Source organism: Flavobacterium sp. GQ95 (assembly GCF_059758655.1).
The window spans coordinates 63264-77886 of record NZ_JCAXEB010000005.1 but is presented as its reverse complement, the minus strand read 5'-3'; the positions used below and the strand labels follow the sequence as shown (position 1 = coordinate 77886).

At 35.2% G+C, this 14623-nt stretch carries 8 protein-coding genes; 7 read left to right on the top strand and 1 reads right to left on the bottom strand.

Annotated elements, in window-relative coordinates; genetic code table 11:
• Nucleotides 1–17 precede the first annotated feature (17 nt).
• The gene (locus AC6CH4_RS11475; protein WP_498103073.1) at nucleotides 18–1187 is read left to right on the top strand and encodes a BT3233 family polysaccharide utilization protein; all 1170 of its coding nucleotides are present in this window, start codon (nucleotides 18–20) and stop codon (nucleotides 1185–1187) included.
• 124 nt (nucleotides 1188–1311) lie between these two features.
• Here the strand turns inward: AC6CH4_RS11475 and AC6CH4_RS11470 are convergent, their stop codons facing one another.
• The gene (locus AC6CH4_RS11470; RefSeq protein ID WP_498103402.1) at nucleotides 1312–2319 is read right to left on the bottom strand and encodes a LacI family DNA-binding transcriptional regulator; all 1008 of its coding nucleotides are present in this window, start codon (nucleotides 2317–2319) and stop codon (nucleotides 1312–1314) included.
• Between the two features lie 226 nt (nucleotides 2320–2545).
• On the opposite strand from AC6CH4_RS11470, the gene AC6CH4_RS11465 reads away from it, so the two are divergent.
• From AC6CH4_RS11465 to AC6CH4_RS11440, 6 genes are all read left to right on the top strand, one after another.
• Complete coding sequence (locus AC6CH4_RS11465) at nucleotides 2546–2995, top strand: NanQ anomerase/TabA/YiaL family protein (RefSeq protein WP_498103071.1); 450 nt, start codon at nucleotides 2546–2548, stop codon at nucleotides 2993–2995.
• A 170-nt stretch (nucleotides 2996–3165) separates the two neighbouring features.
• Nucleotides 3166–3978: an SDR family oxidoreductase gene (locus AC6CH4_RS11460; RefSeq protein WP_498103069.1), complete on the top strand. Its 813-nt coding sequence runs from the start codon at nucleotides 3166–3168 to the stop codon at nucleotides 3976–3978.
• A 63-nt stretch (nucleotides 3979–4041) separates the two neighbouring features.
• Nucleotides 4042–5226 (top strand): mannonate dehydratase, encoded by a 1185-nt coding sequence (gene uxuA / locus AC6CH4_RS11455; protein ID WP_498103067.1) that lies wholly within the window; start codon nucleotides 4042–4044, stop codon nucleotides 5224–5226.
• Nucleotides 5227–5458: 232 nt separating this feature from the next.
• Nucleotides 5459–7099, top strand: a complete 1641-nt coding sequence (locus AC6CH4_RS11450; protein ID WP_498103065.1) for a hypothetical protein — start codon at nucleotides 5459–5461, stop codon at nucleotides 7097–7099.
• Between the two features lie 209 nt (nucleotides 7100–7308).
• The gene (locus tag AC6CH4_RS11445; protein ID WP_498103063.1) at nucleotides 7309–11403 is read left to right on the top strand and encodes a two-component regulator propeller domain-containing protein; all 4095 of its coding nucleotides are present in this window, start codon (nucleotides 7309–7311) and stop codon (nucleotides 11401–11403) included.
• A 214-nt stretch (nucleotides 11404–11617) separates the two neighbouring features.
• Entirely contained in the window at nucleotides 11618–14620 is a 3003-nt protein-coding gene (locus tag AC6CH4_RS11440) for a SusC/RagA family TonB-linked outer membrane protein (protein ID WP_498103061.1), read from the top strand.
• Nucleotides 14621–14623: the final 3 nt, after the last annotated feature.

The following is a 14623-nucleotide window of genomic DNA, read 5'->3' as shown; positions in this document are numbered from 1 at the left end:
ATTAAACTCTATATACTTTGAAAAAACACATTCTATTAACCACAATCCTCGCAAGCAGCTTTGCACTTCACTCGCAAAACAAAACTGTTACGGTTGCCAATGGTCTTTCTGTTGACAGGGAATTTGAAACCGTTGAACTAACAAAAAAGTTACTCAAATTACCTAATTCGGTTAAACTGGAAGAACTTGCCGTGAAAGAAAAAAATACCGATTTATTTCTCGAAAGTCAGACTGTAGATAACGATGGCGACGGAACTATGGACGTATTATTATTTCAGCCGAAGATAAAGGCTTCTTCTCAAAAAGAATTTGAAATTGTTCCGGCAGCCAATACATCAGCATCAAAAAACATCAATTGCTATTCGCGATTTGTTCCCGAAAGAACCGACGATTATGCCTGGGAAAACAATAAAGTAGCTTTTAGAACATACGGTCCGGTGGCTCAAAAAATGGTGGAAGATAAAATCGCCGGCGGAACTCTAACCAGCGGAATTGATGCCTGGCTAAAAAGAGTTGATTATCCTATTATTAATAAATGGTACGAAAAAACCGTTTCCGGAACCGGATCTTATCATAAAGATACTGGTGAAGGTCTGGATAATTTTCAGGTTGGTCCAAGTCGTGGAATTGGCGGAATTGCTGTAAATGTTGATGGAAAATATTATTTTTCGAAGAATTTCATCAGCTGGAAAACCATCACAACGGGTCCAATCAGAACGAGTTTCATTTTAACCTACGCGGATTGGGATGCCAACGGCAAAAAAATAACGGAATCAAAATTGATTAGTCTGGACTACGGAAGTTATTTATCGCGTTTTGAAATTCAAATTAAAGGCACAAAAACAATTGCTGCCGGATTAACACTTCATGATAAAAAAGGAACTATCGGAACCAATATTAAAGAAGGCTGGCTAAGTCATTGGGAACCTATTGATGATTCTGAAATTGGGATGGGTTTAGTTGCTCCAAAAAATACTTTAATCAGTTTTGATAATCATGTTACAGATGAAAAAGATTTAAGTAATTTGTACGGAAACTTAAAAGTAAAAGATAAAAAAGCAGTTTATTTCGCTGGTTTTGGATGGAAAAAAGGAAGCCCGTTTCAGACGAAAGCGGAATGGGAAAAGTACTTGAGTTCTTTTGCTGAGAAGATAAATAACCCACTTGTAGTTAAGGTGACGAAGTAGTTTTTACTCTCATTTTTGTCATCCTGAGGAACGAAGGACTACATTAGAAACTCCGCACAGAGAATCGCCAATTTTTGTCGAATTACAAGTGTGGTCCTTCGTTCCTCAGGATGACAAGATTGGGTTATTTTCTAGCCGGAAAATAATTCTCTTTCAGAATAATTTCCAATGGAATATAATGCGTCTTTTCAACTGATTCCTGAAGTACCAATTTCTTGTACAAATGATTAACTGCCATATAACCCTGTTCTTCTGGTCTTTGGTTAATCAAAAAATCGATAATTCCTTTGTTTAGGTATTCGATATTTTCTTTCAATAAATCGTAACCAATAATTCGGACGCCCTTAATATTGTTTTGTTCCAGAAATCTCGCTAAAATATAAGCTCTTGAATTGGGTACAAAAACACTGTTTATTCCTGAAAACATTTCCAGACATAACTGGTCAATTCCTGAATCTTTGATGGTAACTTCCGAAAATTTAAAATTGGTCAATTCGTGATGGTCTTTAAAAAAAGAATAAAAGCCATCAATACGTTGTAAATAGACTGAGGTACTTTCTATTTCACGGGTAATCTTAAAAATTAAAACGTGTCTTTCTTTATCTACTGCAAAACTAATTAGTCTTCCGGCCAAGTAGCCGCTCTGAAAAGCATCCTGACCAACATACGCATGTTCTTCATCACTTGAAATATTCGAATCGATCATTACAACCGGAATATTTTTCTTCTCGTATTCATTCAAAAAACGAACCGATTCTTCATAAAAAATAGGTGCAAACAATAATCCGTCACATTCAAAATCCAAAACTTTTTCGGTTGATTCCTTAAAAGAAGTGGCGTTAAAATCATAGAAAAAATAGTCTAACACAACACCAAATTTTCCAAATTCGACAGCCGCCCTTTCTATTCCTGTTACCTGACTTTTCCAATATTCAATGTTTTCATATTTAGGTAAGAAAACTGCAAAACGGAATTTCTTATTTAAAGCCAGATTGCTTGCCAGAATATTTCTTTTATAACCGTATTGTTCGATAATAGCATTTACTTTATCTACATTTTCTTGTGCCACCTGACCACGATTATGGATGATTCTGTCAACAGTTCCGGGTGAAACATTAGCTAATTCTGCTATTTTTTTTATTGTTATGATATTCTTACTTTTTAAGTTAAAACGATTTTGAAACCACGTAAATTTAATTTTTTTAAGTAAAGATAAGTTGTTTTACTTAACTTTTTCTATACATTTGTAAAAGCCCGTGTGCGTACACGTAAAATTACATAATTTACATACAAAACAATAATTTGTTTGCATTTTAAAATAATATCTCCGTAAAAAAACCAAATAGAAAATTTAAAATATGATTATAGATGTTTTAAGTAATGCCGCAAAATATTGTGGTTTACATCCAAATTTCAAAAAAGCATTTGATTATTTGAGTCAAAATGATTTGCTAAATCTTGAAGATGGTTCGTTTGAAATTGCCGAAGGTTTAAAAGTAATCGTGATTTCAGGAGAAGGAACAACCAGAGAAGAAAGTATTAAAGGTTTTGAATGTCATGATCAAAATATTGACATTCAGATTTCGTTAAAAGGTCCTGAAACTTTTGCGTGGAAACCAAGAGAAAAATGTGTGAATCCAAATGGAGAATATAGTGACGAAAGAGATGTTCGTTTCTTCCACGACAAACCGGATATGTTTTTTGAATTGCAGGAAGGACAATTTGCAATTTTATTCCCAACAGATGTTCACGCTGCCATGATTGGTGAAGGAACATTGAAAAAAATTGTAATTAAAGTCAAACTCTAAAAGAGAAATTCCAATATTCTAAATTCCAAATCCCAACTTTTAAACCTTGAAATAATAAACATAGATCTTTTCTAGGTTTGGAATTTAAAATTTGGAATTTATTATAAAAACTAAACCTGAAATTTAAGCTTATAAGTGCTTAAAAAAATTATAACTCATATAAATAAAACATGAATTCAGTATTTAATCTTGAAGGAAAAATTGCTCTTATTACCGGTGGTGCTGGTGTATTGGGAAGCAACTTTGCAAACGTTTTGGCTAAACAAGGCGTAATCGTCGGAATTGTGTCTCAATCGATTGAAAAAGCCAATAAAACTGTAGCGGCCATAGAAAGCAATGGCGGAAAAGCTTTTGCTGTACAAGCCAATGTTTTAAACAAAGAAGAACTGGAAAAAGCAAAAGATTTAATTGTAGAAAAATACGGTCGTCTTGATATTTTGATCAATGCTGCAGGAGGAAATATGCCGGGAGCCACTATACAACCTGATCAGGCTATTTACGATATGAAAACAAACGATTTACAGCAAGTAGTCGATTTGAATATCATTGGAACTATGCTTCCGTCGCAGGTTTTTTCTGAACTTTTTGCAAAACAAAAAGAAGGAAATATTATCAATATTTCATCAACATCGGCACAAAGACCTTTAACCCGAGTGGCTGGATATTCGGCAGCAAAAGCGGCAATTGATAATTTTACCAAATGGATGTCAGTTGAACTGGCTTCAAAATATGGAGAAGGAATTCGTGTCAATGCTATTTCTCCGGGTTTTTTCATTGGAGAACAAAACAGAGCTTTATTGTTAACTCCGGAAGGAAAATTAACACCAAGAGGTGAAAAAATTATTGACCACACTCCTATGGGAAGATTTGGAAAACCGGAAGATATTGACGGTGCACTTATATTTTTATGCAGCGACATGTCCAAATTTGTAACGGGAACCATTATAGTAGTAGACGGTGGATTTGCCGCTACCAGTATTTAAAAAATCATAATTAAAACATACCTACAAGGTTTTTAAAACCTTGCAGGAGAAAAACGAATAAAAATGGAACAAACATTAAGATGGTTCGGACCAAACGATCCGGTTTCTTTACAAGATATTAAACAAACCGGCGCTACCGGAATTGTTACAGCATTACACCATATTCCGAACGGACAAGTATGGGAAATTGAAGAAATTATTAAACGAAAAGTGGAGATTGAGCATGAAAACGGCGACCCTAAAAAAGGTGCTTCCGGATTGACATGGTCAGTTGTAGAAAGTATTCCGGTTCACGAAGACATCAAAAAACAAACAGGAAATTATCTTCAATACATTGAAAATTATAAAGAAAGTATTCTAAACCTGGCATTATGTGGTATAAAATGCATTTGTTACAATTTCATGCCGGTGCTGGATTGGTCAAGAACGGATTTATCTTATGAAGTGGAAGACGGTTCAAAAGCCTTGCGTTTTGATATTAATGCTTTTGCGGCTTTCGAATTGTTTATTTTGAAAAGACCGGGAGCTGAAAAAGAATACTCGTCGATACAAATTGAAAAAGCGACAAAATACTTTCACGCCATGACTGATGAAGATAAGGTAAAATTGCAGCAAAATATATTAGCAGGACTTCCGGGTGCTGAAGAAGCCTATTCCGTGGAAGATTTTCTGATAACTTTAAGCGCTTACAATCATATTGACAGAGAAGCTTTAAAGAAAAATCTTTTCTTCTTTTTGAAACAAATCATTCCGGTTGCTGAGAGTAAAGGCGTTTTAATGGCGATTCACCCAGATGATCCTCCCTACCCGATTTTAGGTTTACCAAGAGTCGTAAGTACAGAAGAAGATTTGATCGAATTAATGAATGCTGCTCCGTCTAAATCAAACGGATTTACGATGTGTACAGGTTCATACGGCGTTCGTGCTGATAATGATTTACCGGGAATCGTAAGACGTCACGGCGATAAAATGAACTTTATTCATTTAAGAAGTACGCAACGAGATGAAGAAGGAAGTTTCTACGAAGCCAATCATCTTGAAGGCGATGTTGATATGTACGAAGTTGTAAAAGCAATTATCGAAGTCGAAAAAAGAAATAACAGCCAATTGCCAATGCGTCCGGATCACGGACACCAGATGCTCGATGATTTGAAGAAAAAGACAAATCCGGGTTATTCTGCCATCGGGCGTTTGAGAGGTTTAGCCGAATTACGCGGGCTTGAAATGGGGATTAAAAGAACTGTCTAAGTTTTTTGCCACGAAGGTACTAAGACACGAAGTTTTTTTAAAAGCCACAGATTAAAGAATTAAAATGATTATTTCACGCAGATTTTGCAGATTAGAGCAGATTTAAAAATAATAATCTGCGTTCATCTGCTTAAATCTTTTTCAAATCTGCGTGAAAACAAAAACTTTGCGTCCTAGCGCCTTTGTGGCAAATAGCAGACCAAAACTAACTAACCAAAATAACCACAAAACCATGAAGCGTCAAACCCTTATTATTTGTTGCAGTCTTTTTGTAAATAGTATTTTAATGGCGCAACAAACACCTAAAATACTTACCGATTCAAAGACAAATTACTTACCTGATTTCAGTTATGCGGGCTATCATTTCGGCGAAAGTCAAATTCCTGAATCAACAGGTAAAATTATAAATGCAACAGATTTTGGCGTTAAAGCAAATGATGGTTTAGATGACTCCAAAGCTTTATTAAAAGCTATAAAGGCAGCAACTTCCACTGAAGGAAATGTAATTCTTCAATTACCAGCCGGTCGAATTATTCTGAGTGATATTTTATATATTGAAAGAAGTAATTTTGTACTTCGCGGCGCAGGCTCAGGAGAAAACGGAACGGAGATTTATTGCCCAAGACCGATGATGTATCTTAAAGATCCTGAATCACTTGCAGAACTTCGCGAATATTTAACCACTTTTGATAAAAGACAGCGTGAAACTGAAAATAATATCGATTTGCCTTTTTCGCAATATGCCTGGTCTGGTGGTTTTATCTGGACGCAGGTTCCGAATGAACGTGTAAAATCTTATTTAGATAAATATGAACCGACTCCAAATGTTTTAGCGAAAGTAAGTTCAGGAAATATGGGCGAACATATCATTACTGTTTCTGAAGTAAAAGGATTGAAAGTCGGTGATATTGTCGAACTTCAATTATTCAATAAGGACGGAGAAAATGGCGAAATTATTGCCGATCTGTACAAAGGCGCCAAAGTAAAACCAGGTTCTCATCATTGGAAATTCCCAAAATTGCCAATCGTCCGACAACAAGTTGAAATTACTAAAATTTCAAACTCAAAAATTACCATTAAAACACCATTGACCATTGCAATAAAACCAAGTTATCAGGCGCAATTGGTGGAATGGAAACATTTAAACGAAGTGGGTATCGAACATATTCGCTTTACTTTTCCTGATATTCCGAGAGTGGCGCATCATGTTGAACCTGGAAATAATGCTATATTTTTAACCCGTCTTTTTAATAGCTGGGTTAAAGATATTGTTATTACAAATTCAGACAGCGGGATTCTGGCCGAGGAAGATTCCAATGTTACGATTCAGGATATTGTAACCGATGGACCACATATGGCACATTATACCGTAACTTTAGGCGGTGTACATAATATTTTAGTAAAGAATCTTAAAATTTATAATAAAACAGTTCATCCAGTGAGCTTCAATACGTTTGCTACAAAAAATGTATATCAGAATTGTGAAATTTTTGCTGAACCATTATTAGATCAGCATTCAGGAGCAAATCACCAGAATTTATTTGACCATATTACAGTTCATATTAATCCGGATAAAAACAATAGTTATCTCTTGTTTGGCGGTGGCGGCGCTGATTATTGGAAACCCTCACACGGGCCTTTCAGTACATTTTGGAATCTGAATATTCAGGTTGAAAAACCAGTTGATAGTGCAAAACCGATTTTATTATACGGTACGAAAGATGGTCCATTCGCAAGAATTATTGGCGTGAACGGCAATGCTAAATTTGAAGTAAAATACGAACCAGACGCTTATATTGAATTTCTAAATACACCGCTGGATAAAATTCCGTCGTTGTATGATTATCAATTGCAAAGGCGGTTAAAAAAATAATCTCGCAAAGTCGCAGAGTCGCAAAGTTTTTTTTATAAACAGAACTTTTTAAGTCTCTCTGCTTTGCCAAAAATTATAACGTCAAAATCTTTCTGAAAATTTTGAACTTTGACAAAGAAAAGAAACTTAAAAAACTAAAGCTTTGCGACTCTGCGACTTTGCGAGATTAAAAAAAACCTTTGAACCTCTGTACCTTAAAAAAAATCACCATGAAATACAAAATAGCTTTTCTGGTTTTACTATTTATTTCCGGGAACATATTCTCCCAAAATAAATATCGTCTCAAAAATATTTCTACAACTGACGGGCTTTCACAGAGTTCTGTCATTGCCATTCATCAGGATAAATTTGGGCAAATGTGGTTTGGTACACGTGACGGTCTGAATAAATATGACGGTAGCCGATTTACGATTTTTAGAAATGATATTTCAGATAAATCTTCTATCAGTAACAATGATATTTTGGCTATTGAAGAAGACAATTCAGGAAAGATTTGGGTTGGGACATATAACGGATTGAATTGTTATAACCCTGTTACCAATACTTTCACAAGATATCTGCATACCAAAAACAATCATTCCATAAGCGGAAACGCGATTTGGAGTATCAAAGAAATTGGCGACGAAATGTGGTTTGGAACTTCGAAAGGTTTGACTATCTATAATAAGAAAACGGGACAATTTACTTCTACATTTCATTCTGATACCGACAATACAACGCTTCCGAGCAATAATATTCTGAGTATTTTAAAAACCAAAAAAGGTCAAATCTGGATTGGAACGACAAAAGGTTTGTGTGTTTTGACGAGTAGAAAAAATGGAAAATTTTATTTTAAAAATCACCCTTTAAATGCTACTGATTTATTGACAGTACAGGCGCTTGCTGAAGATCGTGACAATAACATCTGGGTTGGAACTAAAAACAAGGGACTCCTGAAATTTAATCCTGCTACAAATAAATATATTTCTTTTTTATCTGCTGAAAAGCATCGTGAACTCAACACCGATATCCGCGCTTTGACTATTGACAAAGAAGGCTCTTTATGGATTGGTGCTTATGACGGAATTTATATTTTGGGTCAGGATAAAAGCATTGAAAAAATAAATAACAGCAACAATAACAACGGAATTGATAAAGTAAAATCGGTTTTTTTGGATAAAAAAGGGTCGGTTTGGATTGGCTGTTACTATAAAGGAGTTAATATTTGGGATGTTTCGAATGTGAACTTTTCAAATTACAATCAGAATTCAAAAAAGATTCCGATGAGCTTTGATGTGGTGAGTTCCATCATTTCGGATAAAAATAAAAACGTCTACTTTGGAACTGAAGGCGGTGGAATCACAATTTACAACGCCACTACCGGAGCTACGAGCTACATCAACAGCAAAAGTGGCCAAACAACCAAAAACGATATTAAATCGATGTGTCTTGCAGAGGATAATATTTTATGGATGGGTACTTTCTCCAAAGGAATCTCGGCTTATAACACTGTTTCTAAAAGGATTGAAGACAACCGAATTTCATCTGAATTGAATACTTTATTAATAGATACAGGCGTTTACTCCATCAAAACAGAAGGAAACGGCATATTGTGGATTGGTACTTTTAGCAAAGGATTGATTCGGTACAATACCATTTCTAAAACTTTTCAAATTATTGGAAACGATAATACAAAACCAAACTTTTTAACCAATAATATCGTCAGAACAATTTTAGTTGACAAACAAAAGAGACTTTGGGTGGGAACTCAAAACGGGTTAAATCTTATAGGACTTCAAAATTTTCAGCCCAATAAATACGCCATAAAACATTTCTTTTTTGACGCTGCAGCTCTCGCCGGTGATGATATTTTGACGTTGTTTCAGGATTCTCAAAATAAAATTTGGGTGGGAACAAAAGCAAAAGGATTGCATTATTTTGACGGAAAGAAATTCAACAAAATAAACCTTAAAATAGGAAATACAATTATTACATCAATACACTCTATTTTAGAAGATGATGATAAAAACCTATGGATCAGTACCAATCAGGGAATTATAAAATACAGTACCACCCGAAAAACAATTGTGATTTACGATCAAAAAGACGGTTTGGCGAGCAATGAATTCAATGACAATTCGGCCTTAAAATTGGGTGACAATAAATTTTATTTCGGAAGTCCTTCCGGTGCTACTTATTTTGACGCCAGAAAAATTTCCTTAAATCAATATGTGCCTCAGGTTTTAATTACTGATTTGAAAATAAAAAATGAAACGATTAATCCTCAGGATTCAACAGAAATTTTAGAGAAAAGCATCGGTTATACCAAAAACATCACCTTGGATTATGACAAGGCGAATTTCTCCATCAATTTTGCGATTCCGAATTATATACGATCAAAAAACAACCAATACAGTTACCGCTTAACAGGACTGGAAAATACCTGGACCATTACTAAAAACACAGAAGCCATTTATGCGATTCAGAATCCGGGAACGTATGTTTTTGAAGTACGTGGTGCTAACAATGATGGTGTTTGGAATAAAGTTCCCACTACCCTGACGGTTGTTGTAAAACCAGCTCCATGGCGCAGTATCTGGGCATTCTTGTTGTACGGAATTATAATTGGTTCAGCCTTATACGGTTTGATCTGGATTATGAAATCGAAAGCCCGATTGAAACAAAAACTGGAATTAGAGTATTTAGAAACCAAACGTATTGAAGAAAACAACAGGGCAAAGCTGGATTTCTTCACTAATATCTCGCACGAATTCAGAACACCTTTGACTTTGATTTTAGGGCCGTTACAACAGATTTTATCCAATTATAACGGAACGAATGAAATGTACAAAAAGTTGTTGGTTATTGAAGGAAGTGCCAATCATCTTTTAAGCCTGATTAATCGTTTGATGGATTTCAGGAAACTAGAAAACGATCAGGTTAAACTAGAATCGGCCAATGGAAATATTGTAAAATTCACCAAAGAAATCTTTTTATCTTTTATAGAATATGCGAAAGACGGCGGCTACGATTATACGTTTGAAGCTTCTGAAGAAGAAATTCTGGTGTATTATGATCGCTATAAACTAGAACGCGTTTTTTATAATTTGATTTCGAATGCGTTTCGTTATACGCCAAAAGGCGGAACTATCAACATCAAAATCAATCACGATCACGAAAACTTATTTATTGCAGTAGAAGATTCAGGAGCTGGAATTGCCGAGGAACATATTGACAAAATTTTCGATTTGTTTTTTGAGGTTCCGCTGCACAACAATGTTCAGAAAAACTATAATAAAGGAACAGGAATTGGTTTATCAATTGTAAAAAACATTGTCAAACTTCACAAAGGAAATATTGATGTAACCAACAAAGAAACTGGTGGCGTTGTTTTTAAAGTAACGCTTCCTTTAGGCCGTGCACATCTTTCAGACGATGAAATAATTCAGGATTTTAAAATTAGTGATGACATTGTTCAATACACGAATCAACTGGAAACTGCAGAAGTAACAGAACCGGAAGATATCGAAGACTTTGTTGTAAGTGCTGAAAAACAAACTATTCTGCTAGTCGAAGATCATAAGGTTTTACGAACTTTCATGAAAAACCTACTCAAAAAAGAATATAATATTATCGAAGCTGAAAACGGCAAAATTGCTTTTGAAAAAGCATTGCAATTTGTTCCGAATCTAATCATTAGCGACGTTATTATGCCAGAAATGGTTGGAACAGAACTTTGTTCGAAAATTAAAGAAAACCTAAAAACGAGTCATATTCCGGTCATATTATTGACTTCCAGATCGTCATTAGTTTATAAATTCGAAGGACTCGAAAGTGGTGCCGATGATTATATCAGTAAACCTTTCAATTTAATGGAATTCACACTTCGCGTTAAAAACCTTTTGAATTCAACTGAAAGGCTAAAAAACAAATTCGCCAGCGAAGACAATTTTGTACCGTCAGAAATTACGGTTTCTTCTTTGGATGAAGAACTATTAAAAAAGGCATTCAAAATTGTCGAAGAAAACATTTCGAATGAACAATTTGATATTCCGTTTTTCTGTTCTGAATTAGGTGTGAGCCGAACCATGTTATTCTTAAAAATTAAAGCATGGACAAACTATACACCAAACGAATTTATTCACGAAATACGATTAAAACGTGCCGCTCAATTATTGGAACAAAACAAACTTAATGTTTCTGAAGTGAGTTATAAAGTTGGCTTTAATAATCCGAAATACTTCAGCAAATGCTTCCAGAAAAAGTACGGAGAGACTCCGTCACAATTTGCTGACAAATTTTCAAAACCTATGTCGGTAATTTAAAAAAACCACTGTTTTCAAGGCTTAAAAAAGGGTATCTGTATTTTTAGATACCCTTTTTTGTATTTCTATATCGTTTTCGCAACCTACATTTGCCTTATGAAAATCAAGAAAACAAAATTCTTATTGCTGCAAATTCTCTTCATGCTGCTAATAATCGGAATGAGTCTATTGCTTTTTTATTTTATCTAACATTAACCTTAAAACCGAAAAATGAATGTTTACAAACCAAAAAATTAAATCGCTTAAATGGTGTTTTCTGGTACTCTTCTTACTAGTCAATATCGTGATGAATGCACAGGAAAGAAAAGTCACCGGAAAAGTTACTTCCAGCGAAGATTTACTTGGGCTTCCTGGTGCTAATGTTTATATCAAAGGATCTTCTGTTGGAGCATCTGCTGACATGGATGGAAACTATACAGTAATAGTTTCAGAAAAAAATGCTGTTTTGGTTTTCAATTATGTAGGATACCAAACTGTAGAAGTTCCGTTGGGAAATAAAACAGTAGTAAATGTGAGCTTAAAAGCAGATACCAAAAATCTTGACGAAGTTGTCGTTGTAGGTTACGGTACTCGTAAAAAGAGCGACATTACAGGTTCTGTATCATCGGTAACGGCAAAAGAGCTAACAGCCTATCCTTTATTAAATGCAGAAATGGCTTTACAAGGTCGTGCTGCAGGGGTTTCAGTACAATCAAATAATGGTGGCGAGCCAGGTGCTCCGGTAAAAATCAGGGTTCGTGGTGGAACATCGATCAATGCGAGTGGAGATGCTCTTATTGTGGTAGATGGTTTTGCAGGCGCTTCTATGCCGGCTCCTCAGGATATTGCTTCTATTGAGATTTTAAAAGATGCATCGGCTACGGCTATTTACGGATCAAGAGGTTCAAACGGAGTTATCATGGTGACTACTAAAAAAGGAAAACCAGGTGCACCGGTTATTGAATTCAGCAATTCGACTTCGACGCAATCGGTAAACAACCAATTAGATTTATTAAATGGAGATCAGTTTGTAGCTTACAGAAAAAGTTTTACTACACATACTTCTGGAGGTGCTAACACAGACTGGCAGGATGTTATTTATCGTGACGGAATGATTTCGAATTCGCAATTATCATTTTCTGGCGGGTCAGACAAAATCAGATATTATGTTTCCGGGAATTATTACAACCAAAATGGAGTTGTAATCAATTCAGGAATTGATAAATACACGATTGTAAGTAATCTTGAAGCTGATTTGAGCGACAAGTTTAAAGTGGGGTTAAATTTATTTACCAGCAAACAAAACAAAGACGGAATTATCAGCCAGACTGGAGCCGGAGGAACTGGTGCTGCGGGTGTAATTGCTTCAGCGTACAGATTTATGCCAGACAAAGGAATTTACAATGCTGATGGCTCTTATACGTCTACAGCTCCAATTGGAGATGATATTGACAATCCATACGCAACGGCTATGGAAAATATTCTGGAGGTAATCAATATTACCAACAGAAGTAATTTCTTCGCATCGTATCAGATTACCAAAGATTTAAATTTCAAAACTACGTTAGGATTAACAGAATCTAATTCTCAAACCGGAAGATATATTCCTTCTACTTTAATTGCTGGAAAAAATATCAAAGGGGAAGCTTCTGTAAACAACACAAGATTTTCTTCTTTCTTAACAGAGAATTATTTGACATATAAAAGAGAAATTATCCAAAAAGGAATCTTAACGGTTCTTGGAGGTTATTCGTATCAAAAAAATACAAATGAAAATTCGTCTGCCGCTTCAAGAGGATTTTTAACGAATACCAATTCTTATCATAATTTAGGTGCGGGAACTGTGTTCTTAAAACCTGAATCAGGTTTGTCTGAGACCGAATTAATTTCTGCTTTCGGAAGGTTAAATTTTGATTACGATGACAAATACTTATTCACGTTCACAGCACGTCGTGACGGTTCATCCAGTTTCAGTAAAAACTACAAATACGGAACTTTCCCTTCTGGAGCAGTGGGCTGGAATATTGCTAAAGAAAATTTCTTAAAAGACAACAAAACAGTTTCAAACCTTAAATTGAGAGCGAGTTACGGAGCAACCGGAAACCCATCAATTGGCGCCTACTCTACTTTATCAAGATTTTCAGAAATTTATGATGTGAGTGGTGATGTAATTGTAAATGCGGTTCAGCTGACTTCTTTGGATAATCCGAACTTAAAGTGGGAAACTTCATATCAACAGGATTATGGAATTGATTTAGGTTTATTTGATAACAGAATCAGTCTTACGGCAGATTATTACAAAACGATTACCAAAGATTTGTTGTTCAACAGACCATTGCCTGGAATTTCAGGAATTGCTTCTCAGCTTCAAAATGTTGGAGAATTAGAAAATAAAGGTTGGGAATTGGGTATCAATACTAAAAACTTTATTGGAGCTGACTTTACATGGTCAACGAACTTTAATATCTCTTCAAACAAGAATAAAGTGTTGAAATTGGCTGATAATAAGGATTTATTGATCAACTCTGCTCCTGGGCATTTCCTTGCAACAGAATCTCAAATTTTGAGAGTTGGTGAGCCGGTTGGTTCTTTCTTCGGATTTATTTATGATGGCGTTATTCAACAAGGAGAAACAGTACTTCCGGGGAATTTTGAAACGGCTCCAGGAGGTGAAAAATTCAGAGATGTAAATGGTGACGGAAAACTGGATTCAAGTGATAAAACAATTATCGGAAATCCAAACCCTGATTTCATCTTCGGTCTGAACAATGATTTTACTTATAAAAATCTTGATTTGAATATCTTTTTCCAGGGTTCAGAAGGAAACCAAATCTTAAATTATACTTTAATGGAATTGGCTTCAGGAAACAACAATGCAACTACAGAAGTTTTAGATGCCTGGACACCAACAAATACGGATACAAATGTTCCTGCAAATGCAGCAAGAACCAAAAGAATCACTTCAAGATTTGTTTATGATGCAAGTTACATCCGTTTGAAAAACGTTTCTATTGGATATAGTTTAGATGATAAAGTGGTTTCGAAAATGGGATTGAGCAAAGTTCGTTTTTACGTTAGTGCACAAAACCTTTGGACCATTACAGATTATCCGGGTTCAGATCCTGAGGTAAATTACCTAAATGACACTAACGCCAGAAGTAATACCAACTTAGGATTGGATTATGGAAGTTATCCAAACGTGAAAACATTCACTTTCGGTTTCAATTTAAAATTTTAATAG